This window comes from Ramlibacter sp. GS1-15 (assembly GCF_057785015.1).
The window spans coordinates 2,632,753-2,656,064 of sequence record NZ_JBYNTU010000001.1 but is presented as its reverse complement, the minus strand read 5'-3'; the positions used below and the strand labels follow the sequence as shown (position 1 = coordinate 2,656,064).

Below are 23,312 nucleotides of genomic sequence, written 5' to 3'. Positions count from 1 at the left end.
ATCCCTGACGAGAACGATGGCCGACTGGAACCCCGCGCTGTACCGCCGCTTCGAGGACGAGCGGACGCGTCCGGCCCGGGAGCTCCTGGCGCGCGTGCCGCTGGAGGCGGCACGCCTCGTCTATGACCTCGGCTGCGGCCCGGGCAACTCGACCGAGCTGCTCGTGCAACGCTTCGAAGGCGCGCGCGTGGTTGGCGTCGACAACTCCCCGGCGATGGTCGAGAGCGCGAGCAAGCGCCTGCCGGGTGTCGAGTTCGAGCTGGGCGACATCGCCAGCTGGAAGCCCGCGCAGGCGCCGGACCTGATCTACTCCAACGCCACGCTGCAGTGGCTGTCGGACCATCGCTCGCTGATCCCGCGCCTCTTCTCGCTGCTAGCCCCGGGCGGCGTGCTTGCCGTGCAAATGCCGGACAACCTGCAGGAGCCGTCGCACCGCGCGATGCGCGAGGTGGCCGCACAGGCGCCGTGGGCCGGCGTGATCGGCGACGCGGCCAAGGTGCGTGAGGCGATTCTGCCGGTGGGCGGCTACTACGACCTGCTGGTGAAGGATGCGGCGCAGGTCGACGTCTGGCACACCGTCTACCAGCACCCGATGGCCTCGCCCGCGGCCATCGTCGAGTGGCTGAGCAGCACGGGCCTGCGGCCCTTCGTCGATCCGCTGCCGTCCGACCTTCGCGCGAGCTTCGTCGCGCAGTACGAGCAGTGCATCGCACGCGACTACGCCGTGCGTGCCGACGGGAAATTGCTGCTCGCCTTCCCGCGCCTGTTCTTCGTGGCGCAGAAGAAGTCATGAGCGTGCATCCGCGGGAAGCGCTGCTGGGTGCGCAGGCGGGTGCCATCGCGTTGCCGGTGTGCGATCACTACAGTGGCGTCGAGGCGCGCATGCGCAAGAGCCTGCAGTTGCAGGCCGAGATGATCGAGGAGTTCGGCGCCTGCGTCTTCGACGTGACGCTCGATTGCGAGGACGGCGCACCGGTCGGTGCCGAAGCGGAACATGCGGCCCTGGTCGTCGAGCTCGCGCTGGCCGCAAGTGACAAGGCGCGCGTCGCGGTGCGGGTGCATCCGGTCGATCACCCCGCGTTCGGGCAGGACGTCGCGATCGTCGCCGGCCAGGCCGGCGGCAAGCTCGCGCACATCATGCTGCCGAAGGTCGAGCGCGTGGAGGATATCGAGTGCGCCGTCCAGGCGATGGATGCGGTCGGCGCCAGCGGATTGCCGGTGCACGCATTGATCGAATCGGCCGCCGCCGTGCATCGCGCCTTCGACATCGCGGCGCATCCGCGCGTGCAGTCGCTCAGTTTCGGCCTGATGGATTTCGTCTCCGCTCATGGTGGCGCGATTCCGTCCGAAGGCATGGGCATCGAAGGCCAGTTCACGCACCCGCTCGTGGTGCGCGCGAAGCTGGAAATATCTTCCGCTTGCCATGCCCATGGCAAGGTGCCGTCGCACGGCGTCGTGACGGAATTCAAGGATTCGCAGGCGCTGGGCCGCGCGGCGCGCCGGGCCGCGCGCGAATTCGGCTATACACGCATGTGGAGCATCCACCCGGACCAGATCCGGCCGATCCTGGAGGCCTTCGCCCCCGAGGCGAAGGAGATCGACACCGCAGCACGGATCCTCGTCGACGCGCAAGCCGCCGACTGGGCGCCGATCAGCCATGCGGGGAAACTGGAGGACAGGGCAAGCTACCGTTACTACTGGCAGGTGCTGGAGAGGGCGCACCGGACCGGAAGGCAGCTCCCGCAAGACGTACTGGGCTGGTTCGCCGCCCAGAGTGCAAGCACAAACAGGAGATCAACATGAGGAGCCTTGTCATTTCCGTCGCGATCGCGCTCACGCCGGCGCTCGCACTCGCCCAGAGCCCCGCGCCCGGCAAGCCCGCGCCCGGCATGAACAAGAAGCTGGCCCGCTCGGCGCAGAAGGCCGTCGAGGAAGTCACCCCGATCGACACCGACCCGAACATCAAGCTGACCGACACCGACATCGAGACCGCGAAGCGCGTGTATGTCGGCGACATCCCGTGCGAGCTCGGCGCGAAGGTCACGATCAAGCCGCTCAAGCGCGAAGGCTTCTTCATGGTCAGCACGAAGAACTACCGCTTCGCCATGCACCCGGTCGAAAGCCGCACCGGTGCGATCCGCCTCGAAGACGCCAAGCGCGGTGCCATGTGGCTGCAATTGGGCAACAAGTCGATGCTCATGAGCCAGAAGCTCGGGCAGCGCCTGGCCGACGAGTGCCAGAGCCCCGAGCAGATCACCTATGCCGAGAAGCTCAAGGCGAACCCGATGCCGAGCATCCTCGACGCGGCGCCTGCCGACGGCGCGACCAAGCAGCCGGGCAGCTGATCGCCGCGAATCCAAGAACCCCGAACGGAGAAAGAACCATGTTGCAAGCCTATCGCGAACACGTCGCCGAACGCGCGGCCCTGGGCATCCCGCCGCTGCCGCTGTCGGCCAGGCAGACCGCCGAACTGATCGAGCTGCTGAAGAAGCCGCCGGCGGGTGAGGCCGACGTCCTGGTCGACCTGATCACGCATCGCGTGCCCGCGGGCGTGGACGATGCCGCGAAGGTGAAGGCGAGCTACCTCGCCGCCGTCGCGCACGGCGGCGAGAAATGCCCGGTCATCAGCCGCGAGAAGGCCACGCAACTGCTGGGCACCATGCTCGGGGGCTACAACATCAGCCCGCTGATCGACCTGCTGGATGACAAGGAAGTCGGCGCGGTCGCGGCGGAGGGCCTGAAGAAGACGCTGCTGATGTTCGACCAGTTCCACGACGTGCAGGAGAAGGCGGCCAAGGGCAATGCCAACGCGAAGGCCGTGTTGCAAAGCTGGGCCGACGCCGAGTGGTTCACCTCGCGTCCCGAGCTGCCGAAGTCGCTCGAGGTCACCGTGTTCAAGGTGACCGGCGAGACCAACACCGACGACCTCTCGCCCGCGCCCGACGCGTGGAGCCGCCCCGACATCCCGCTGCACGCGCTGGCGATGCTGAAGAACCCGCGTCCCGGCATCACGCCCGAGGAAGAGGGCAAGCGCGGCCCGGTCAAGTTCATCGAGCAGCTCAAGGCCAAGGGGCACCCCGTCGCCTACGTCGGCGACGTGGTCGGCACCGGCTCGTCGCGCAAGTCGGCCACCAACAGCGTGCTGTGGTGGACCGGCGAGGACATCCCGTTCGTGCCGAACAAGCGCTTCGGCGGCGTGTGCCTGGGCTCCAAGATCGCGCCGATCTTCTACAACACGATGGAAGACGCGGGCGCGCTGCCGGTCGAGCTCGACGTGAGCAGGATGGAGATGGGCGACGTCATCGAACTGCGTCCCTACGAAGGCAAGGCGCTGAAGAACGGCGAAGTGATCGCCGAGTTCAAGGTCAAGAGCGACGTGCTGTTCGACGAAGTGCGCGCCGGCGGCCGCATCCCGCTGATCATCGGCCGGGGCCTGACGGCCAAGGCGCGCGAGGCGCTCGGGCTGCCGCCTTCCACGCTGTTCCGCCTGCCACAGGCGCCGAAGGACACCGGCAAGGGCTTCACGCTTGCGCAGAAGATGGTCGGCCGCGCCTGCGGCCTGCCGGAAGGTCAGGGCATCCGTCCCGGCACGTACTGCGAGCCCAAGATGACGTCCGTCGGTTCGCAGGACACGACGGGCCCGATGACGCGCGACGAGCTGAAGGACCTCGCGTGCCTGGGCTTCTCGGCCGACCTGGTGATGCAGTCGTTCTGCCACACGGCGGCGTACCCCAAGCCGGTGGACGTGAAGATGCACCATGAGCTGCCCGACTTCATCTCCACGCGCGGCGGCGTCTCGCTGCGCCCGGGCGACGGCGTGATCCACTCGTGGCTGAACCGCATGCTGCTGCCCGACACCGTCGGCACGGGCGGGGACTCGCACACGCGCTTCCCGATCGGCATTTCCTTCCCGGCGGGTTCGGGCCTCGTCGCCTTTGCCGCGGCGACCGGCGTGATGCCGCTGGACATGCCGGAATCGGTGCTGGTGCGCTTCAAGGGCAAGATGCAGCCCGGCGTCACGCTGCGTGACCTCGTGAACGCGATCCCGCTGTACGCGATCAAGCAGGGCCTGCTCACGGTCGAGAAGAAGGGCAAGAAGAACATCTTCTCCGGCCGCATCCTCGAGATCGAAGGCCTGCCGGACCTGAAGGTCGAACAGGCGTTCGAGCTCTCCGACGCGTCCGCCGAGCGCTCCGCCGCCGGTTGCACGGTGAAGCTGAACAAGGAACCGATCATCGAATACGTCAACAGCAACATCACGCTGATGAAGTGGATGATCGCCAACGGCTACGCCGACGCCCGCACGCTGGGCCGCCGCATCGCGGCGCAGGAAGCCTGGGTGAAGAACCCGCAGCTGCTCGAGGCGGACAAGGACGCCGAGTACGCCGCCGTGATCGAGATCGATCTCGCCCAAGTCCACGAGCCGATCGTCGCGTGCCCGAACGACCCGGACGACGTGAAGACGCTGTCCGAAGTCGCGGGCGCGAAGATCGACGAGGTGTTCATCGGCTCGTGCATGACCAACATCGGCCACTTCCGCGCGGCATCGAAGCTGCTGGAAGGCAAGCGCGACATCCCGGTGAAGCTGTGGGTTGCACCGCCGACGAAGATGGATGCCCACCAGCTGACGGAAGAAGGCCATTACGGCGTGCTCGGCGTCGCCGGTGCCCGCATGGAGATGCCCGGCTGCTCGCTGTGCATGGGCAACCAGGCGCAGGTGCGCGAGGGCGCGACGGTGATGTCCACGTCCACGCGGAATTTCCCGAACCGCCTGGGCAAGAACACCAACGTGTACCTCGGCTCGGCCGAACTCGCCGCCATCTGTTCGCGCCTTGGTCGCATCCCGACCAAGGACGAATACATGGCCGACATCGGCGTGATCAACGCCAACGGCGACAAGATCTACAAGTACATGAATTTCGACCAGATGGCCGACTTCAAGGACGTGGCGGACAAGGTGGCGGCGTAAAGCTGCTGTCCCGAACGAAAAAGCGGCCGGCCGGCCGCTTTTTTTTTGCCTCAGTGCATCTCCAGTTCGCGATGCTCGCCGATCTCGGGCTGCCTGCCCGTCACCGCGGCCTTGGCCAGCTTGTACAGCTGCGCCGTCTTGCTCTCCTTGATGTCCCAGTACTCGGCGTGCACGATGCGCACCTGCACGAGTTCAAGGTCGGGGTCGCGCGCACCCCCCGGAAACCACGCGCGCGACAGCGCGTTGAACAGCTGCTGCTTCTGGTGCAGGTCCTCGCTGATGCTCGCGCGGCCCGTGATCGAGACGTAGGTGTCCTTCTGCGGGTCGGCATATGCGACGTTCACGTTGCCGTCCTCGCGCAGCCGCTTGCCCAGCTCGGTCTTCTTCGACACGAAGAAGTGCAGCATCATGTCCGGCTCGAGCGACTTGTTGAGCGTGGTGAGGGGATGCGCGTGCAGGCTGCCATCGGCGTGGCGATGCGTGAGCATCCCGTAGTGCATGTGCTTGATCAGTTCCCACAGCCGCTTGTGCGGGTCGGGTGAGAGGGCCATGGCGGTCTCCTTCGGTTGGAGACCATACTGGCCCGCACAGCTCGGGCCGGTCGTCGTCTGCCTGCGGGCTTCCTTGTCCGACCCGGCCGACAGCGGCTGCGTTCAGGTCGCCGCCGCGAGCTGCCGCAGAGCCTGCGCCGTCGCTTCGTCCGCAGGGAAGAAGGTTTCCAGCGCGAGTTCCTGCAGCGTCACGTCGATCGGCGTGCCGAAGATCGTGGTCGTGCTGATGAAGTTGAGCGTTCCTGCCGGCGTGCGAAAGCGGAAGGGCATCGCCACACCCAGCAACTCGCCCTCGATGTTTTCGTCGCTCCCTTCGGCGACGGGATAGGCGCGCAGCTCCTCGAGCAAGGCTGCCAGCTCGCTGTCGCCGGTCGCGTGGATCTGCTGGCGCAGGCGCTCGAAGATGTGCGCGCGCCACTGCACGAGATTGGCGATCTTCGACGCGAGCCCTTGGGGATGCAGCGACAGGCGCAGCACGTTCACCGGCGCCTGCAGCAGCGAGGCATCGGCGCCTTCCATCAGGTGCGGCAGCGTGCGGTTGGCGGCGACCAGGTTCCAGTGGCGATCGACGGCCAGCGCAGGGTAGGGCTCGTGGCTCTTGAGGATCAGTTCGACGGCCCGCCGTGCCGGGGCGAGAGCCGGGTCGTCGAGCGAGCGCTGGCGATACATCGGTGCGTAGCCGGCCGCAACCAGCAGCGCATTGCGTTCGCGCAGGGGCACGTCGAGCCGCTCGGCCAGCCGCAGGACCATCTCGCGGCTGGGAAGCGAGCGGCCCGTCTCGACGAAGCTCAGGTGCCGCGTGGAGATCTCGGCTTCCTGCGCCAGGTCCAGTTGCGACAGGCGTCGGCGCTGGCGCCAGTCACGCAGGTAATCGCCGAAGGCGCGCGGCGCGGCGCGGACGGCAATCGAAGGCGAGGTGTTCATGGCGCGGATGGTAGTGCGACCGCGCGGGCGGGCCATTACGTCGCGCGTAATCGACCCAAAGCGCGCGGCGCCGAATCATCACGTCGTTTTCAACGAAAGGAGCTGTGATGTCGATGTTCGAATCCCCCCGCTTCCTGCGCAACGTGCTGTTGGCCGATGCCGCGTCCTGCCTGGCTACGGGAGCGCTGCAGGTCGCTTTCGCGCAGCCGCTGGCGGACCTGACGCAACTGCCCGCGGGCCTGCTGCAGGGGACCGGCTGGTTCCTGCTCGCGTATGCGGCGCTTGCGGCCGTGATCGCCACCCGCCAGCCGATCCCGCGCGGTTTCGTCTGGCTCTTCGTCGCCGGCAACTTCGCCTGGGCGGCGGGCTGCACAGCGCTACTGGTGGCGCGGCCCACCGCGCCGAGCCTGCTCGGGCAGGCCTGGGTGATCGCGCAGGCCGCGACGGTAGTGGTGCTGGCCGAATTGCAGTGGACGGGCCTGCGCCGCAGCACGCCCCCGGGCTGGGCCTGACGCCGCATCGGGGATGGGCTTTCTTGTATGCTGTGGCGAACCACAACCACAGGCACACCAGAGAGAAAGCCCCCGATGACCCGCGTCTTCAATTTCAGCCCCGGACCTGCCACCCTGCCGGAAGCCGTGCTGCGCCAGGCCGCCGACGAGATGCTCGACTGGCACGGCAGCGGCATGTCAGTCATGGAGATGAGCCACCGCGGGAAGGAGTTCATCGCAATCCACGCCGAGGCCGAGGCGCTGGCGAGGGAACTGCTGGGCATCCCACAGAACTACAAGGTGCTGTTCATGCAGGGTGGCGCCATCGGCGAGAACGCGATCGTGCCGCTCAACCTGATCGGCAGGAACGGCAAGGCGGACTACGTCGTGACCGGCGAGTGGTCGAAGAAGTCGGCCAAGGAAGCGCAGAAGTACGGCACCGTGAACATCGCGGCCTCCGGCGAAGCGAGCAAGTTCACCGCGATCCCGAAGCGCTCCGACTGGAAGCTCGATCCGCAAGCCTCCTACGTCCACATCTGCTCGAACGAGACCATCGGCGGCGTGCAGTACCACTGGCTGCCCGATGTCGGCAACGTGCCGCTGGTGGCGGACATGTCCTCCGACATCATGTCGCGTCCGATCGACGTGAGCCGCTACGGCCTGATCTATGCCGGCGCCCAGAAGAACATGGGGCCCTCGGGCGTGACACTCGTGATCGTGCGCGAGGACCTGCTCGGGCACGCACTGCCGGCGTGCCCCTCGGCCTTCGACTACAAGATCCAGGCCGATGCGGACTCGATGTACAACACGCCGCCGACCTACGCCATCTACATCGCGGGCCTCGTGTTCAAGTACATCAAGCAGCACGGTGGCCTGAAGGCGATGGAGGAACACAACCAGGCCAAGGCGAAGATCCTCTACGACTACCTCGACGAGAGCAAGTTCTACCGCAACCCCGTCGCGAAGGAAGACCGCTCGCTGATGAACGTGCCCTTCAAGCTGAAGGATGACGCGCTGGACGAGGCGTTCCTCAAAGGCGCGCAGGCCAGGGGCATGATCCAGCTCAAGGGCCACCGAGTGGTGGGTGGCATGCGCGCCTCGATCTATAACGCGATGCCGATCGAAGGCGTGAAGGCGCTGGTCGCGTACATGAAGGACTTCGAGGCCCAGCATGCCTGAAGGGCAAGGCTTGAGGCCGTTCCGTGTGCTGGTCCTGAACCAGGTCTCCGAGAACGGCCTCAAGCGCTTGCCCGCCGGGCAGTATGTGGTGGGCAAGGACCTCGCCGACCCCGACGCCGTGCTGGTGCGCTCCGCGGACATGCACGCGATGGAGATCCCGGCCAGCGTGAAGGCGATCGCGCGCGCGGGCGCGGGCACCAACAACATCCCCGTGAAGGCGATGAACGCGCGCGGCGTGCCGGTGTTCAATGCGCCCGGCGCCAACGCCAACGCCGTGAAGGAACTGGTGCTGGCCGGCATGCTGATGGCCGCGCGCAACCTGGCGCCGGCGCTGCGCTTCGTCGGCGGTCTCGATGCGCGGTCCAAGGACCTCGACAAGGTGGTCGAAGAGGGCAAGAAGACTTTCGCGGGCTTCGAGCTCGCCGGGCAGACGCTCGGCATCGTGGGCCTCGGCAAGGTGGGCTGCCTCGTGGCCGACGCCGCGATCCGGCTCGGGATGAACGTGCTCGGGCATGACCCCGAGATCACCGTCGACGCGGCGTGGAGCCTGCCCGCGCAGGTGAAGAAGGCGGGCAGCGTGTCCGAGGTGATGCGCAATGCCGGCTTCATCTCGCTGCACGTGCCGCTGGTCGAGGCCACCCGCGACCTGGTGAACGCGAAGAACCTGGCGCTCGTGAAGCCCGGCGCGGTGCTGCTCAATTTCTCGCGCGAAGGCGTGGTGAACGACGCGGCCGTGCTCGCGGCGCTCGATGCGGGCCAGCTCTCCTGGTACGTCTGCGATTTTCCCGGAGGCTCGATCCTCGCCCATCCCAAGGTGATCGCGCTGCCTCATCTCGGTGCATCGACGCGCGAAGCGGAAGAGAACTGCGCGATCATGGTCGCCGACCAGCTGCGCGACTACCTGGAGAACGGCAACATCGCCAACGCCGTCAACTTTCCCCAGGTGGTCATGGCGCGCGAATCGAAATTCCGCGTCGCGATCGCCAACGCCAACGTGCCCAACATGCTGGGGCAGATCTCGACCACGATGGCGCAGGCGGGCCTGAACATCCACAACATGGTCAACAAGTCGCGCGGCGACATGGCGTACACGCTGGTGGATGTGGACAGTGCCGTCAGCGACGCGGTCATCGCACAACTCAAGGGAATCGAAGGCGTGCTCGCGGTGCGCTACCTGCCCGAGTAGAAGGCATCGTCATACCAAGGGTGCTTTCCGGGGGCAAAATGATCGCCTTCCAAGAGCAATAACACCGAGGTCCAGGATGCCCCACGCCTTCGAACACACCCTCCAGTCGTTCAAGCTCGGCGCCGGCAAGTCCGGTCGCTTCTTCTCCCTGCCCGAGCTCACCAAGCAGTTCCCCAAGATCAACCGCCTGCCGGTCTCGATGCGCATCGTGCTCGAGTCCGTGCTGCGCAACTGCGACGGCAAGAAGGTCACGGCCGAGCACGTGCGGCAGGTCGCGAACTGGTTCCCCAACGCGGACCGCACGGAAGAGATCCCCTTCGTCGTCGCCCGCGTCGTGCTGCAGGACTTCACCGGCGTGCCGCTGCTGGCGGACCTGGCGGCCATGCGAAGCACGGCCGCGTTGCTCGGCAGGAAGGCGTCGCAGGTCGAGCCGCTGGTGCCGGTCGACCTGGTGGTCGACCACTCGATCATGGTCGACCACTACGGCCACAAGGATTCGCTGGACCTCAACATGAAGCTCGAGTTCCAGCGCAACCGCGAGCGCTACGAGTTCATGAAATGGGGCATGCAGGCCTTCAAGACCTTCCAGGTCGTGCCCCCCGGCTTCGGCATCGTGCACCAGGTGAACCTGGAGTACCTCGCGCGCGGCGTGCACGTCACGGACAGGGGCGTCTTCTACCCCGACACGCTGGTCGGCACCGACAGCCACACGACGATGATCAACGGCATCGGCGTGGTGGGCTGGGGCGTGGGCGGCATCGAGGCCGAAGCGGCCATGCTCGGCCAGCCCGTGTACATGCTCACGCCCGACGTGGTCGGCTTCGAGTTGAAGGGCAAGCTGCGCGAGGGCTGCACGTCCACCGATCTCGTGCTCACGGTCACCGAGCTCCTGCGCAGGCACAAGGTGGTGGGCAAGTTCGTCGAGTTCTTCGGCGAGGGCACGCGCACGCTGGCCGTGCCCGACCGCGCGACCATCGGCAACATGGCGCCCGAATACGGCGCCACCATGGGCTTCTTCCCGATCGACGACAAGACGATCGATTACTACAAGGGCACGGGCCGCACCAAGGAGCAGATCGCCGCGGTGGAGGCCTACTTCAAGGCGCAGGGCCTGTTCGGCGTGCCGCTGGCGGGCGAGATCGATTACTCGCAGGTCGTCACGCTCGACCTCGGCGAAGTCACGCCCAGCCTGTCGGGCCCCAAGCGGCCGCAGGATCGGATCGAGATCGGCAGCGTGAAGAGCCGGTTCATCGATCTGTTCAGCAAGTCGGCCTCGGACAACGGCTTCAACAAGCCGGCCGGGACGCTGCAGTCGCGCCATCTCATCCACCCGGGCGGCGAGGCACCGGACCCGAAGGTTCCCACGAACCCGCCCGTCAAACCCGCGGCCCCGGTGTTCGAGGCCGAAATGGAAGCCAACAAGTCCACGCTCGCTTCGGCGCAGTTCGAGGCGCCTTCGGCCCCGGCCGTGCAGCAGGACATCGCGATCGGCAATGGCGACGTGCTGATCGCCGCGATCACGAGCTGCACGAACACCTCCAACCCGAGCGTGATGCTGGCGGCCGGCCTGCTGGCGAAGAAGGCCGTGGAAGCGGGCCTGCGCGTGAAGCCGCACATCAAGACATCGCTGGCCCCCGGCTCGCGCATCGTCACCGAGTACCTCCAGAAGTCGGGCCTGATCCCTTACCTGGAGAAGCTCGGGTTCTCCGTGGTGGGTTACGGCTGCACGACCTGCATCGGCAATTCGGGCGACCTCGCGCCGGAGATCAACGAGGCGATCACCAAGAGCGACCTGGTCTGCGCGGCGGTGCTTTCCGGCAACCGCAACTTCGAGGCGCGCATCCACCCGAACATCAAGGCCAACTTCCTCGCGAGCCCGCCGCTGGTGGTGGCCTACGCCATCGCGGGCACCGTGCTCAAGGACCTGATGACCGAGCCCGTCGGCAAGGGCCACGGCGGCGAGGACGTGTGGCTGGGCGATATCTGGCCGACCAGCGACGAAGTGCACAAGCTCCTGAAATACGCGCTCCATGGTGACGCGTACCGCGAGAACTACGCGAAGGTGAAGGCCGAGCCGGGCGCGCTGTGGCAGGGCATCCACGGCGTCAGCGGCGAGACCTACACCTGGCCGAAGAGCACCTACATCGCGCAGCCGCCGTTCTTCGCCGAGTTCAAGCTCGATGCGAAGGGCGAGCCGGGCGGCGCGCAGGAAATCGAAGTGCGCAATGCCCGCATCATGGCGCTCTTCGGCGATTCGATCACCACCGACCACATCTCGCCCGCCGGCTCGATCAAGGAGAGCTCGCCCGCCGGGCAGTGGCTGCTCGCGCACGGCGTGATGAAGCCGGACTTCAACAGCTACGGCTCGCGGCGCGGCAACCACGAGGTGATGATGCGCGGCACCTTCGCGAACGTGCGGATCAAGAACCTGATGATCCCCGCGCGCGCGGACGGCTCGCGCGAGGAAGGCGGCCTCACCCTCTACCGCGACGCGCAGGGCCAGGCCGAGAAGATGTTCATCTACGACGCGGCGATGAAGTACATGGCCGAGGGCCGGCCCACGGTGATCTTCGCGGGCGAGGAATACGGCACCGGCTCGTCGCGCGACTGGGCGGCGAAGGGAACGCAGCTGCTGGGCATCCGCGCCGTGATCGCGCGCAGCTTCGAGCGCATCCACCGCAGCAACCTCGTGGGCATGGGCGTGCTGCCGCTGCAGTTCCAGGGCAGCGACACCTGGCAGTCGCTGCGGCTGGATGGCAGCGAGCTGGTCGACATCTTCCCGGACCCGCAGTTGCGCCCGCAGAGCGCCGCACGCGTGGTGATCACGCGCGCCGACGGGTCCCGGCAGGAGATCGCGGTGACGCTGCGCATCGACACGCCGATCGAGGTGGACTACTACAAGCACGGCGGGATCCTGCCTTTCGTCCTGCGGCAGTTGCTCGCGCCGTGACTTCCACGGGCGTCACTCGCGTCCTGCGCGCCAGCACTTCGCGCGTCACCGGTTCGGTGATGGAGGAGCTGTTCGCCGCGCGCGACCGCATCGTCCAGGAGCGCATCGAGGGCTTGAGGGCCTCGCTCATGTACTCGAGCGGCTGGTTCCTCCTGTGGCTGGAAGGCGGCGACGAGGCCGTGGACATGGTGCTCAAGCGCTCGTCGAAGCACCGGCGCCTGCACGCCAAGCCTCGCGTGATCCATCGCAGCCGGGGCATCGCGACGCTGGACGAGCCGCTGACCGTGATGACCACGCAGTGGCCCGAGACGCCGGACAACTTCGGGCTGCGAATCGATGCGGTGGAGCACGCCCGGCCGGCCCTCGAGCCGGGCGAGATGTGGCGTCGGCTCGCCGAGCCCTGTGCCCTCGCGGACGCCGAGCCGACGCGGCGCGTCGCACTGGTCGGCGCGGACGACACGCATCCGCTGGACTTCGTGCGCCAGCTGGCGGACCGCTTCCGCTCGCCCGTGGTGTACCAGCGCTTCGCGAGTTCCGAACTCGGTACGCGCGATGTCGGCACGGCCTACGTGGACCTGCCGGTCGACGGCGCGCCGACGCGGGTACAGGTGCTGGGCCGCCGGGCGCTCGTCAACCGCATGGTGCGCGAATCGCTCAAGCGGGTGCACAAGCTGGCCGTATGGCTCGGGCCGCATCCTGGCACGGCCGTGGAGCTGGTGGACAGTGTCGCGGGATTCATGCACGCGTCGCCGGGCGTGCCGGAGATCGACCTGGTGGGCCACCGCCCCGAGACGGCGCGCAGCGTGCGCGAGTACCTGTGCCGCCAATTGGGCCGCACGGTCCCGGGCCGCGCGGTCGAAGCGACGGAAGCGCACCTGCTCGAGGTGCTGTTCGCCCCCGCGCTTCCGCGGGCCACTTAGGGGCGGGTGCCCGGGCGGGCAGAATCCGCCCATGACTCTTCGACTCGTCATCGCCGGCGGCGGCATCGGTGGCCTCGCCGCGGCCTTGGCCTGCCGGCGGTCGGGGTGCGACGTCCGCGTCTTCGAGCAGTCGCCGGTCCTCGGCGAAGTCGGCGCCGGCATCCAGCTGGGTCCCAACGTGACGCGCGTGCTCGCGTCGTGGGGCCTGGGCGATGCACTCAGGCGTGTGGCCGCGCAGCCGCGATCGCTCGTCGTGGCGGACGCCGCGCGCGGCCACGAGTTGGCGCGCATGCGATTGGCCGAGGCCATGGTGGAGCGCTATGGCGCGCCGTACCTGACCATCCATCGCGCCGACCTGCAGCAATTGCTTTGCGATGCCGCGCGGGACGCCGCCGCCGTGCTGGAGCTGGGCACACCTGCCATGCAGGTCGATGCGGACGCGCTCGTCGCCGCCGACGGCGTGTGGAGCACGCTGCGCGCACAGGTCGTCGACGACGGGCCGGCCCTGCCCAGCGGCCATATCGCCTATCGCGGGCTCGTGGACCAGGCGCAATTGCCCGCGCCCCTGCGGCGCGAGGACGTCCAGCTGTGGCTCGGCCGGTCCACGCACGTCGTCGCCTATCCGGTGCGGCGCGGCGAACAAATGAACATCGTCGCGCTCGTCGAGGCTCCAGGCCGCGCCGCGTCGCAGGACTGGGACCAGGGCGGGGTCGCCGGCGAACTGCTGCGCGCGATGGGCGGCATCGCCCCCGGGCTGCGCGCACTGGTGGACGCGATCCCGTCGTGGCGCGTGTGGAGCCTGCACGATCGCCCGCCCGTGGCCGGCCCGCACGCGATGGCGCGCGGGCGCATCGCGCTGCTGGGTGACGCGGCGCATCCGATGCTGCCGTACCTCGCACAGGGCGCGGGCATGGCGATCGAAGACGCCGATGTGCTCGGCCGGGTGCTGGCCGACGCCTCGCCGGACACGGTGCCGGATGCCTTCGCGCGCTATGCGCAGGCGCGCTGGCGCCGCTGCGCGCAGGTGCAGGCGGCGGCGCGCCGCAACGCGAGGATCTTCCATGCCAGCGGGCCGCTCCGCTGGGGACGCGACGCGGCGATGCGCGTACTGGGCGAGCGGCTGCTCGACCAGCCCTGGCTGTACGCGCGCTAAAGGTCGGTGCGCAGCTTCCAGATCTCCGGGAACAGCACCACGTCCAGCATCTTGCGCAGGTAGCTCACGCCGCCGGTGCCGCCGGTGCCGCGCTTGAAGCCGATGATGCGCTCCACGGTGGTGACGTGGCGGAAGCGCCAGAGGCGGAAGGCGTCCTCGAGGTCGGTGAGTTCCTCGCCCAGCTGGTACAGGTCGAAGTACTTGTCGTTCTCGCGATAGACCGTGAGCCACGCCTGTTCCACCTGCGCGTTCTCGACATAGGGTTGCGTCCAGTCGCGCTCGGTATGCGATGGCGGGACCGGCAGGCCGCGTGCGGCGAGCAGGCGCAGCGCCTCGTCGTAGAGCGAGGGCGATTCGAAATAGGAGCCGACCTGCGCGTGCAGGTCGGGCCGGTGCTCGTGCGGCTTGAGCATCGCGGCGTTCTTGTTGCCCAGCGCGAACTCGACGCAGCGGTACTGCACGCTCTGGAAGCCGCTGGAGTTGCCGAGATAAGGCCGGATCGCGCTGTATTCGGGCGGCGTCATGGTCGCCAGCACGTCCCACGCGTGCACCAACTGCTCCATGATGCGCGAGACGCGCGCGAGCATCTTGAAGGCGCTGCCCAGTTCGTCGCGCGCCACGCACGAGATCGCCGCGCGCAATTCGTGCAGCATCAATTTCATCCACAGTTCGCTGGTCTGGTGCTGGATGATGAACAGCATCTCGTTGTGGTCGGGCGAGAGCGGCCGCTGCGCGGCCAGGATCTTGTCCAGCTGCAGGTAATCGCCATAGCTCATGGCCTGGCTGAAATCGGTGTGCGCGCTTTCGGCGCGCACGATGTCCTCGGGCTTGTGGGCCATCAGGTCACCGCCTGTTTCTGGTTGAACTCGGGCCGGCGCCACTCTCCGGATTCGAACACCTGCCGCAGGTGTTCGACGGCGTTCCACACGTCCTGGAACGTCGTGTACATCGGCGTGAAGCCGAATCGCAGGATATCGGGCGCACGGAAGTCGCCGATCACGCCGCGCGCGATCAGGGCCTGGACGATCGCATACGCGCCTTCGCCGCGCGCCAGGCAGACCTGGGAGCCGCGGCGCGCAGGATCGCGCGGCGTGACGATGGCCAGGCCCTGTCCGGCGCAGCGTTCTTCGACCAGCGCCATGAACAGCCGGGTGAGCGCGAGCGACTTGACGCGCAAGGCTTCGATGCCACCGAGCGGCTGCGCGGCCAGGAACGCATCGAGCCCGCATTCGAGCGCCGTCATCGACAGCACCGGCTGCGTGCCGCACAGGTAGCGCGCGATGCCCGGCGCGGGCCGGTACCCGGGCGTGAACTCGAAGGGCGCGGCATGGCCCCACCAGCCGGCGAGCGGCTGCTCGAAGTCCTCGCGATGCCGCGGATGCACCCACACGAAGGCCGGAGCGCCCGGGCCGCCGTTCAGGTACTTGTAGCCGCAGCCGATCGCGAAGTCCGCGTCGGCCGCAGGCAGGTCGAGCGGCACGGCGCCCGCGCTGTGGCACAGGTCCCAGACCGCCAGCGCGCCCACGGCGTGCGCGGCGTGCGTGACCGCGCGCAGGTCGTGCATCGCGCCGGTGCGGTAATTGACATGCGTGAGCATCAGCACGGCGACGTCGGCTTGCAGCGCGGGCAGGGCCTGCTCGTCGTCGACCAGCCGCAGTTCGCAGCCGCGCTCGCGGCACAGTGCCTGCGCGATGTAGAGGTCCGTCGGGAAGTTGCTGCGCTCGCTGAGGATCACGTTGCGCGAGGGGTCGCGCGTTCGTGCGATCGTGATCGCGGCACTCAGCACCTTGTAGAGGTTGATCGACGTGGTGTCGGTCGCGACGACTTCGTTGGGCCGTGCGCCGACCAACTGCGCGATCTTGTCGCCCACGCGGCGCGGCATCTCGTACCAGCCGGCTTCGTTCCAGGACCGGATCAGTCCCTGGCCCCATTCCTGGTTCACCGCGCGCGCGATGCGATCGGGGACCGATTTCGGCATCGCGCCCAGCGAATTGCCGTCGAAGTAGATCACGCCTTCGGGCACGATGAAAAGATCGCGCAAGCTGCGCAGCGGGTCCCTCGCGTCCAGCGCGCGGCAGTCCTCCAGCGTCGTCATAGCTGCCTCAGCACCGCGCGCACGGGCGACGCGTCCGCGGTCACGAGTTTCAGGGGCAGGGCGATCAGCTCGTAATCGCCTTCGGGCACGTCGTCGAGCACGAGGTTCTCCAGCACGCGAAGATCGAGCCGGCGGATCGCCTGATGGCTGTCCAGGGTCTTGCTCGCCGCGGGGTCGATGCTCGCGGTGTCGATGCCGACCAGCTTTACGCCGCGTGCGGCGAGCTTCTCGATCGTGTCCGGCGCATACGCCGCCAGGTGTTCGTCCCAGCGGTCGACGGGCGCGTGCTCGTAAGTGCGCACGAGCACGCGCGGCGGCAAGCCGTGCACCGCATGCTCGAGGTGGTGCCACTCGATGAGCGGCCCGCAGCCGATGGCATGGATGACGCGGCACGGGCCCAGGTAAGGGGCGAGCTCGACATGGCCGATCGTCGTGCCTTCGTTGTCGTAATGAAGCGGCGCGTCGGCATGCGCGCCCACGTGGGGCGAGAGCGCGATGCGACTGACGTTCACCGGGCAGCCGGGTGCGAGTTGCGCGGTCCACTCCTGCGAGTAAGGCGTGTCGCCGGGAAACACCGGCGAGCCCGGCGCCACCGCAGGGGAAATGTCCCAGATCCTTTTCATGCGGCGGAGTGTGAACCGCCTCAGAACATCGTGGTGTCGGTTAATTCCAACAGGCCGTGCCGTGCCCGTGCCCGGTTGCAAGCGTCGCTGCCGGTCTGGAGTTCGTGGCAGGGCGAGGGCCGCCATTCGTAGATCGCGCAGCTCGCGCTTTGGCCGATGGTTCCGACGAGCGCGGCGCAACGCGGGCGCGCGTAATCGGTGCCCCGCATCCTGCATTGGGAGGAGGTCACTTCGACGGCGAGGCCCTCGGGCACGCGACCGCCCAGCGACTCGAGCTCCTCGGCCGCGAAGTCGACGCGGAAGCTCGCGCAGCAGGCCCCGCATTCGAGGCAAGGGTGTACCCGGTCAACCGCCATGCACGTCAACGGCCGCGCCGGCGCTTGCGTTGCAGGCGAACTGTACGTCGATACAGTGAATCGTCAACCAGGAGGAAACCATGGAACTTCAGGCGGCACGCCAGATTATCGATACGCTCGCGCAGGGCATCCATCCGGTCACGGGCGAAGTGATGCCCGAGGACAGCCCCTACAACGCACCACCGGTGATCCGCGCGCTGTTTGCGGTGTCGCAAGCGCTCGACGGCGGGCCCATTGCGGCCCCGAAGCCGCGCCGCGACTTGCCGCCCAACGCAGGCAAAGCCTGGCTGCCGGCGGAAGACGGCCAGCTCGAGACGGCTTTCGCCGCCGGCGTCGACGTGAAGCAGATTGCCGACGAACTCGGTCGCACGACCTGGGCCATCGAGGCGCGCCTGGTGAAGCTCGGCAAGCTGCCGCCCAAGCCGGGGATGCGGGTGACGGCGCCGGTGAACTGATCGCATGGCGGACGGGGTGCGCGCGTAAAGTGGGGCAAGGAACAAGCCACGCACCCGATGACGCCTTATCTCGACCTCGACGGTGACTCCGGCATCGCGGCTTTCGAAATCGGCGACACCTGGATCCAGGTGGAGTTCAAGGACGGCGGGTGCTATCTCTACGACGGCGTCAAGCCCGGCGTGGCGCATGTCAAGGAGATGTCTCACCTCGCACCCTCCGGAAGGGGCCTGAATACCTACATCAACCGACATGTCCGCGACAACTTCCGCAGAAGGCTCCGGTAAGTCTCAGACCTTCCCGAGCAGCAGGTACTCCATCAGCGCCTTCTGCACGTGCATGCGGTTCTCGGCTTCGTCCCACACGACCGACTGCGGACCGTCGATGACTTCGGCTTCGACTTCCTCGCCGCGGTGCGCGGGCAGGCAGTGCATGAAGAGCGCATCGGTCTTGGCCGCGCGCATCATCTCCCGGTCCACGCACCAGTCGGCGAAGGCCTTGCGGCGCACTTCGTTTTCGGCCTCGTAGCCCATGCTGGTCCACACATCGGTGGTCACGAGGTCGGCGCCGGCGCAGGCCTGCATCGGGTCCTTGAAGACCTTGTAGCTCTGTTCGCTGCGGATGCCGGCCAGGGCCTGGTCGACTTCGTAGCCCAGGGGCGTGGAGACATGCACCGTGAAACCGAGCAGGTCGGCCGCCTGCAACCACGTGTTGGCCATGTTGTTGCCGTCGCCGACCCATGCCACGACGCGGCCTTCGATCGAGCCGCGCTGCTCGATGAAGGTGAAGATGTCCGCGAGCACCTGGCAGGGATGGAACTCGTTCGTCAGGCCGTTGATCACCGGTACGCGCGAGTGCGCGGCGAAGCGCTCGATCTTCTCCTGCCCATAGGTGCGGATCATCACGAGGTCGACCATGCGGCTGATCACGCGCGCCGTGTCCTCGATCGGCTCGGCGCGGCCCAGTTGCGTGTCGCCCGTGGTGAGGTTCAGCACGCTGCCGCCCAGCTGGTACATGCCGGCCTCGAAGCTCACGCGCGTGCGCGTCGAGGCCTTCTCGAAGATCATCGCCAGCGTGCGGTCCACCAGGGGGTGGTACTTCTCGTAGTTCTTGAACTTGCGCTTGATCTCGGTCGCGCGCTGGAAGACCCACGCGTATTCGTCGGCCGTGAAGTCCGAGAACTGCAGGTAATGCTTGATCGGTTCCATGGTCACTCGCCCAGGAAGTGTTTCACGATGGGTGCCAGCCGCGCGACGATCTCGTCCGCGTCGGCTGGCGTGAGGATGAGTGCGGGCACCAGGCGGATCACGTTGTCCGCGGTCACGCTGATCAGCAGGCCATTGTCCGCCGCGCGCTGTGTCAGCACGCCGCAGGGCTTGCCCAGCTCGATGCCGATCATCAGGCCCTGGCCGCGGATTTCGGTCACGCCTTGCAGGCCGCCGAGCTCGCGCTCCAGTGCGGCCTTCAGGTGCGCACCGACCTTGGCCGCGTTCTCGAGCAAGCCTTCTTCTTCCATGATGCGGATCGTCTCGACACCCGCGCGCATGGCGAGCGGATTGCCGCCGAAGGTCGTGCCGTGGTTGCCCGGCTGGAAGATGTTGGCGGCCTTCGGCCCGGCGACCACCGCGCCCACGGGCACGCCCGAGCCCAGGCCCTTGGCGAGCGGCATCACGTCCGGCACGATGCCGGCCCACTGGTGCGCGAACCACTTGCCGGTGCGGCCCATGCCGCATTGCACCTCGTCGATCATCAGCAGCCAGTCGCGCTGGGTGCACAGCTCGCGCACCTGCTGCAGGTACTCGACGCGCATCGGGTTGACGCCGCCTTCGCCCTGGATGGTCTCGAAGAACACCGCGACGATGTTCCTGTTGCCCTCCGTCTTCGCCTTCAGGGCGGCGAAGTCGTTCAGCGGCACACGCACGAAGCCTTCGACCAGCGGGCCGAAGCCTTTCTGCACCTTCTCGTTGCCGGTGGCGGAAAGGGTGGCGATGCTGCGGCCATGGAAGGCCTTCTCGTACACCACGATCTCCGGCCGCTCGATGCCGCGGTCGTGACCGTACTTGCGCGCGAGCTTGAGCGCGGCCTCGTTGGCCTCCAGCCCCGTCGAGCAGAAGAAGGCGTTGGTCATGCCGGCCAGCTCGGCCAGCCTGGCCGCGAGCTTCTCCTGGTTCGGCACGTGGTAGTAGTTGGACGTGTGGATCAGCTTCGCGACCTGGTCCTGCAGCGCCGGCACGAGCTTCGGGTGCCCGTGGCCGAGCGTGTTCACCGCGATGCCGGCCAGCGCGTCGAGGTATTCGCGGCCGTTCACATCCCACACTCGCACGCCTCGGCCGTGCGACAGCGCGATCGGCAGCCGGCCGTAGGTGTTCATGGTGTGGGGCGATGCAGCCTCGATCATCGAAACGTTCCTTTCACAGGTCCAGAAAAGAAAATCGGCTCAACGAGGAGCCGCTGAGGCCCAATTCTAGGCACACGGCTTGCTGCGGTTGGATGACGATTCCGCATCACTGCGATGCACCGGCGCCGCATGACGGCGGCCGGATAGAAGTCTTATATAAGATACAATAATTGTTGCGCTGCAGCACTCGGGCGATCCCCTTGGAGGCAACGCATTGCGATCCTTCTACCGATGGTCTCGAGCAGCGCGAAAGAACTCTTCATCATGGGCGTGACCCGCGACGGGCGCACGTTCCGCCCCAGCGACTGGGCCGAGCGCCTTGCGGGCGTGATGAGTCCTTTCCGCCCGGGCGGCGCGCAGCCAGGCAGCCATCTCAGCTATTCGCCCTGGTGCGTACCCACGGTCGTCAACGGCATCAAATGCGTGGTGGTCAACACCGCCTTGCGCCAGGCCGAGCCCATGGCCTGGGACTTCGTCGTGAACTTCGGCAAGGACAACAACCTGGAGATGGGCGAGGCCTGCCTCATCCCCGAGCCCGCGAAGAAATAGCGGGCGACGTCGAGCAGCGGATCAACGACCGCTCGAGTCCAGCACGGAGAACTCGCCCGCCAGGGTGGCCGCCACGGACAGACCGGAGGCGTCGCCGGCCTGGACGGGCACCGAACGTTCGGGCTGCCCATCCGGCCACAGGACGCTCACGACCGACGCCGCAACCAAAGCGGCGCCCGCCCAAAACGCAAACCGCAGGGTCGCTCGTTTCGACAGGGGAGCGGACACGGCGTTCTTGCCGAGAGCTTCGTTTGCTGAAATCATGGGGTTCGTCATGGCTTCCTCCGCCGGGTGGGTTGGACCGGTTCACCTTAGGCGCGCGGTCCGGGCCCGAACGACGAGACCCCGAATGAACCCCGAACTTGCCGCGAAAGATGCCGAGGCCGTGCTTCGATTCGCGGGCTTCGAGATCGACCTGGACCGCGGCGAACTTCGCGTGGCGGGCAAGCCGGCGGCGTTGCGACCCAAGAGCTTCGAGCTGCTGGTCCTGCTGGCCCGGCATCCGGGACGCCTGATGACCAGGGAAGAACTCGTCGACGCCCTGTGGCCCGACGTGATCGTGACCGCCGACTCCCTCGTGCAGTGCATCAGCGAGTTGCGCGCAGCCTTGGGCGGGCGCGGCCAGTCACTCATCCGCACGCTGCCGCGGCGCGGCTACATGCTCGACGCCCAGCCCGTCGGCGCCAGCGAGGCCGGGCCGGTCTCAGTGGTCGCGGTGGGGTCCGTGCGCCGCTGGCTGGTCCCGGCCGTCGTCTCCGGTGCGGCAGCACTCCTGGCGGCCGGCATCTGGTACAGGTGGTACGCAAATCCGCTCGACAACACGGCCGCAGCGACTGCCCAGCACCGGTCGATCGCGGTCTTGCCCTTCAAGAACCTCAGCGGGGACCCCGCGCAGGACTATTTCGCTGAAGGCGTCACGACCGACGTGACCGGCGCTTTGTCGGCGTTCCCCAGGACCCTGGTCGTCGACGAGGCATCAACGCGGGTCTATCGCGGGGAAAGCCTGAACCTGCCCCGCATTGGCCGGGAGCTGAACGTTCGCTACGTCGTGGTCGGGGAGGTGCGGCGCGCCGGCTCCGACGTGCATATCGACGCGCGGTTGCTGGCGGTGGATACCGGTGCCGTGCTCTGGAGCGATGCGCTCGACTACTCCGGCGATCGAGCCTGGAGCTGGCGGCTCGACATCGGGCCGCGCGTGGCCCAGGCCCTCAACCTGCGCCTGGACGAGACGGCGCTGGAGCGTCCGTCGGTCGGCCCGCACGACGCCATGGAGCACACGATGCGGGGAATGGCCACGCTGAGGCGCGGCACACAACGCCCGGACTACGAAGCCGCTGCCCGGGAGTTTCGGGCAGCGCTGAAGCTCGCGCCGGACTTCTCGTCGGCCTGGGCGGGCCTGAGTCTCGCGTTGACCGAGCCGATCTTTCAGCGCATGGTCCCGCAGCCTTTGCCGCAGTTGCGCGAGGCTGAAGAAGCGGCCGACCAGGCCATGGGGTTCGACGTGAACAACCCGGTGGCGCACTTCGCCCATGCGCAGGTCCTGATCCTGAGAGGCCGCCTGGAATCCGCCCTGGAAGCCTTTCAGCGCTGCGTCGCGCTGAACCCGAGCGACGCGTCGGCCTACGGACGCATTGGCGTGGTCCTGATCGAGCTGGGGCGTGCCGGCGAGGCCATCGCGCCGGCCGAGGTGACCCTGCGCTTGAGCCCCAAGGATCCGAAGCGCGCCGCTTATGCCCACTTCACGATGGGCATGGCGCTGTTCCATCTTGGGCACGACGACGAGGCCTACGCGGAAATGCAGAAGATGGCGGCCGCCAATCCGCGCATCGGCTTTTCCTATCAATGGATGGCGGCGATCGACGCCTTGCACGGACGCGATGCCGCCGCCAAGGAAAACCTCGCCCATTACATGCAGCTGATCCCGATCCACACCATCAGCGGCCTGAAGGCCACCGAGCGATCGAAGAATCCGGTCTTCGTGCAGCAGCGCGAGCGCTTCTACGAAGGGCTGCGCAAGGCCGGGCTGCCGGAGTGAGGGCCTGGCGGGCAACAAAAAAGCCGTCTTGCGACGGCTTCTTGCTTTTGCTGGCAGCGCACCCGTTTCAAACGGCGCCGGCTCGAAAGCCTGCGGGCTGTGACCTGATGGGGACCGTCAGGCGGCGGCTTGCGCCAGGGCTTTCACCTTGGCGGCCAGGCGGCTCTTGTCGCGAGCGGCCTTGTTCTTGTGGAAGACCTGCTTGTCGGCCACGGTGTCGATGATGCTCTGCGCCTTGGCGAAAGCTTCAGCAGCCTTGGTCTTGTCGCCGGCGGCGGCGGCCTTCTCGACGTTCTTCACCGCGGTGCGGTATTTGGAGCGCAGGGACGTGTTCGCAGCGTTGAGCTTGACGTCCTGGCGCGCGCGCTTGCGACCCGACGCGAGGCGCGGGTTCTTCTTCTTGGGTTTTCCAGAAGCCATGAATGTGTTTCCTTGTGTCTGAGGATGATGCCAGCAAAGCCCACCATTATAGCCGTCACT

General features: G+C 67.4%; 24 protein-coding genes. 14 read left to right on the top strand and 10 right to left on the bottom strand.

Annotation, left to right across the window (positions count from 1 at the left end; translation table 11 throughout):
* The first annotated feature begins 16 nt into the window (after window positions 1-16).
* Genes tam through acnB form a run of 4 tightly spaced genes read left to right on the top strand, consistent with a single transcriptional unit; the run spans window position 17 to window position 4,969 of the window.
* Window positions 17-793: a trans-aconitate 2-methyltransferase gene (tam, locus tag AC3EF3_RS13255; RefSeq protein WP_488532620.1), complete on the top strand. Its 777-nt coding sequence runs from the start codon at window positions 17-19 to the stop codon at window positions 791-793.
* Window positions 790-1,803, top strand: a complete 1,014-nt coding sequence (locus AC3EF3_RS13250) for an HpcH/HpaI aldolase/citrate lyase family protein (protein WP_488532619.1) — start codon at window positions 790-792, stop codon at window positions 1,801-1,803. The genes tam and AC3EF3_RS13250 overlap by 4 nt, the downstream gene beginning before the upstream one ends.
* Window positions 1,800-2,345 carry a hypothetical protein gene (locus AC3EF3_RS13245; protein ID WP_488532618.1) on the top strand — a complete coding sequence of 182 codons (546 nt, stop codon included), beginning with the start codon at window positions 1,800-1,802 and terminating at the stop codon, window positions 2,343-2,345. The genes AC3EF3_RS13250 and AC3EF3_RS13245 overlap by 4 nt, the downstream gene beginning before the upstream one ends.
* Window positions 2,346-2,383: 38 nt before the next feature.
* Window positions 2,384-4,969 (top strand): bifunctional aconitate hydratase 2/2-methylisocitrate dehydratase, encoded by a 2,586-nt coding sequence (gene acnB / locus AC3EF3_RS13240; protein ID WP_488532617.1) that lies wholly within the window; start codon window positions 2,384-2,386, stop codon window positions 4,967-4,969.
* Window positions 4,970-5,019: 50 nt separating this feature from the next.
* Here acnB and AC3EF3_RS13235 read toward each other — a convergent pair whose 3' ends face one another.
* Together AC3EF3_RS13235 and AC3EF3_RS13230 are read right to left on the bottom strand one after the other, a co-directional pair.
* Window positions 5,020-5,520: a pyridoxamine 5'-phosphate oxidase family protein gene (locus tag AC3EF3_RS13235; RefSeq protein ID WP_488532616.1), complete on the bottom strand. Its 501-nt coding sequence runs from the start codon at window positions 5,518-5,520 to the stop codon at window positions 5,020-5,022.
* Window positions 5,521-5,622: 102 nt separating this feature from the next.
* Window positions 5,623-6,444, bottom strand: a complete 822-nt coding sequence (locus AC3EF3_RS13230) for a helix-turn-helix domain-containing protein (RefSeq protein ID WP_488532615.1) — start codon at window positions 6,442-6,444, stop codon at window positions 5,623-5,625.
* Between the two features lie 107 nt (window positions 6,445-6,551).
* Between AC3EF3_RS13230 and AC3EF3_RS13225 the strand changes: the two genes are divergently transcribed.
* From AC3EF3_RS13225 to AC3EF3_RS13200, 6 genes are all read left to right on the top strand, one after another.
* On the top strand, window positions 6,552-6,956 hold the full coding sequence (locus AC3EF3_RS13225; RefSeq protein ID WP_488532614.1) for a hypothetical protein: 405 nt from the start codon (window positions 6,552-6,554) through the stop codon (window positions 6,954-6,956).
* A gap of 75 nt (window positions 6,957-7,031) precedes the next feature.
* On the top strand, window positions 7,032-8,114 hold the full coding sequence (gene serC / locus AC3EF3_RS13220) for a 3-phosphoserine/phosphohydroxythreonine transaminase (RefSeq protein ID WP_488532613.1): 1,083 nt from the start codon (window positions 7,032-7,034) through the stop codon (window positions 8,112-8,114).
* Window positions 8,107-9,300 (top strand): phosphoglycerate dehydrogenase, encoded by a 1,194-nt coding sequence (locus AC3EF3_RS13215; protein ID WP_488532612.1) that lies wholly within the window; start codon window positions 8,107-8,109, stop codon window positions 9,298-9,300. Before serC ends, AC3EF3_RS13215 begins: the two co-directional genes overlap by 8 nt.
* Before the next feature lie 76 nt (window positions 9,301-9,376).
* Window positions 9,377-12,250 carry an aconitate hydratase gene (locus AC3EF3_RS13210; RefSeq protein ID WP_488532611.1) on the top strand — a complete coding sequence of 958 codons (2,874 nt, stop codon included), beginning with the start codon at window positions 9,377-9,379 and terminating at the stop codon, window positions 12,248-12,250.
* Entirely contained in the window at window positions 12,247-13,170 is a 924-nt protein-coding gene (locus tag AC3EF3_RS13205; RefSeq protein WP_488532610.1) for a BLUF domain-containing protein, read from the top strand. Before AC3EF3_RS13210 ends, AC3EF3_RS13205 begins: the two co-directional genes overlap by 4 nt.
* A gap of 31 nt (window positions 13,171-13,201) precedes the next feature.
* Window positions 13,202-14,323 carry an FAD-dependent monooxygenase gene (locus AC3EF3_RS13200; protein ID WP_488532609.1) on the top strand — a complete coding sequence of 374 codons (1,122 nt, stop codon included), beginning with the start codon at window positions 13,202-13,204 and terminating at the stop codon, window positions 14,321-14,323.
* On the opposite strand, the gene kynA is transcribed toward AC3EF3_RS13200, so the two are convergent.
* From kynA to AC3EF3_RS13180, 4 genes are read right to left on the bottom strand one after another with little or no spacing between them, the layout of a single operon-like run.
* Window positions 14,320-15,162 carry a tryptophan 2,3-dioxygenase gene (gene kynA, locus AC3EF3_RS13195; protein WP_488532608.1) on the bottom strand — a complete coding sequence of 281 codons (843 nt, stop codon included), beginning with the start codon at window positions 15,160-15,162 and terminating at the stop codon, window positions 14,320-14,322. The two genes, AC3EF3_RS13200 and kynA, sit on opposite strands and share 4 nt — an antisense overlap.
* Window positions 15,162-16,418 carry a kynureninase gene (gene kynU, locus AC3EF3_RS13190; RefSeq protein WP_488532607.1) on the bottom strand — a complete coding sequence of 419 codons (1,257 nt, stop codon included), beginning with the start codon at window positions 16,416-16,418 and terminating at the stop codon, window positions 15,162-15,164. Before kynU ends, kynA begins: the two co-directional genes overlap by 1 nt.
* Entirely contained in the window at window positions 16,415-17,041 is a 627-nt protein-coding gene (kynB, locus tag AC3EF3_RS13185; protein ID WP_488532606.1) for an arylformamidase, read from the bottom strand. Before kynB ends, kynU begins: the two co-directional genes overlap by 4 nt.
* A gap of 20 nt (window positions 17,042-17,061) precedes the next feature.
* Window positions 17,062-17,397 (bottom strand): YkgJ family cysteine cluster protein, encoded by a 336-nt coding sequence (locus AC3EF3_RS13180; protein WP_488532605.1) that lies wholly within the window; start codon window positions 17,395-17,397, stop codon window positions 17,062-17,064.
* Window positions 17,398-17,477: 80 nt separating this feature from the next.
* Between AC3EF3_RS13180 and AC3EF3_RS13175 the strand changes: the two genes are divergently transcribed.
* Window positions 17,478-17,852: a hypothetical protein gene (locus AC3EF3_RS13175; RefSeq protein WP_488532604.1), complete on the top strand. Its 375-nt coding sequence runs from the start codon at window positions 17,478-17,480 to the stop codon at window positions 17,850-17,852.
* A gap of 57 nt (window positions 17,853-17,909) precedes the next feature.
* Window positions 17,910-18,137 carry a hypothetical protein gene (locus AC3EF3_RS13170; protein ID WP_488532603.1) on the top strand — a complete coding sequence of 76 codons (228 nt, stop codon included), beginning with the start codon at window positions 17,910-17,912 and terminating at the stop codon, window positions 18,135-18,137.
* 3 nt (window positions 18,138-18,140) lie between these two features.
* On the opposite strand, the gene argF is transcribed toward AC3EF3_RS13170, so the two are convergent.
* Both argF and AC3EF3_RS13160 read right to left on the bottom strand, forming a co-directional pair.
* A complete protein-coding gene (argF, locus tag AC3EF3_RS13165) occupies window positions 18,141-19,058 on the bottom strand; it encodes an ornithine carbamoyltransferase (RefSeq protein WP_488532602.1) in 918 nt (305 codons plus the stop codon).
* A 2-nt stretch (window positions 19,059-19,060) separates the two neighbouring features.
* Window positions 19,061-20,248: an acetylornithine/succinylornithine family transaminase gene (locus AC3EF3_RS13160; RefSeq protein ID WP_488532601.1), complete on the bottom strand. Its 1,188-nt coding sequence runs from the start codon at window positions 20,246-20,248 to the stop codon at window positions 19,061-19,063.
* 231 nt (window positions 20,249-20,479) lie between these two features.
* On the opposite strand from AC3EF3_RS13160, the gene AC3EF3_RS13155 reads away from it, so the two are divergent.
* Window positions 20,480-20,797 carry a DUF3579 domain-containing protein gene (locus AC3EF3_RS13155; protein ID WP_488532600.1) on the top strand — a complete coding sequence of 106 codons (318 nt, stop codon included), beginning with the start codon at window positions 20,480-20,482 and terminating at the stop codon, window positions 20,795-20,797.
* A gap of 21 nt (window positions 20,798-20,818) precedes the next feature.
* Here the strand turns inward: AC3EF3_RS13155 and AC3EF3_RS13150 are convergent, their stop codons facing one another.
* The gene (locus AC3EF3_RS13150; RefSeq protein ID WP_488532599.1) at window positions 20,819-21,073 is read right to left on the bottom strand and encodes a hypothetical protein; all 255 of its coding nucleotides are present in this window, start codon (window positions 21,071-21,073) and stop codon (window positions 20,819-20,821) included.
* Window positions 21,074-21,146: 73 nt separating this feature from the next.
* Here AC3EF3_RS13150 and AC3EF3_RS13145 point away from each other — a divergent pair, with 73 nt between their 5' ends.
* On the top strand, window positions 21,147-22,832 hold the full coding sequence (locus tag AC3EF3_RS13145) for a winged helix-turn-helix domain-containing tetratricopeptide repeat protein (RefSeq protein ID WP_488532598.1): 1,686 nt from the start codon (window positions 21,147-21,149) through the stop codon (window positions 22,830-22,832).
* A gap of 117 nt (window positions 22,833-22,949) precedes the next feature.
* On the opposite strand, the gene rpsT is transcribed toward AC3EF3_RS13145, so the two are convergent.
* Window positions 22,950-23,252 carry a 30S ribosomal protein S20 gene (gene rpsT, locus AC3EF3_RS13140; protein ID WP_488532597.1) on the bottom strand — a complete coding sequence of 101 codons (303 nt, stop codon included), beginning with the start codon at window positions 23,250-23,252 and terminating at the stop codon, window positions 22,950-22,952.
* Window positions 23,253-23,312: the final 60 nt, after the last annotated feature.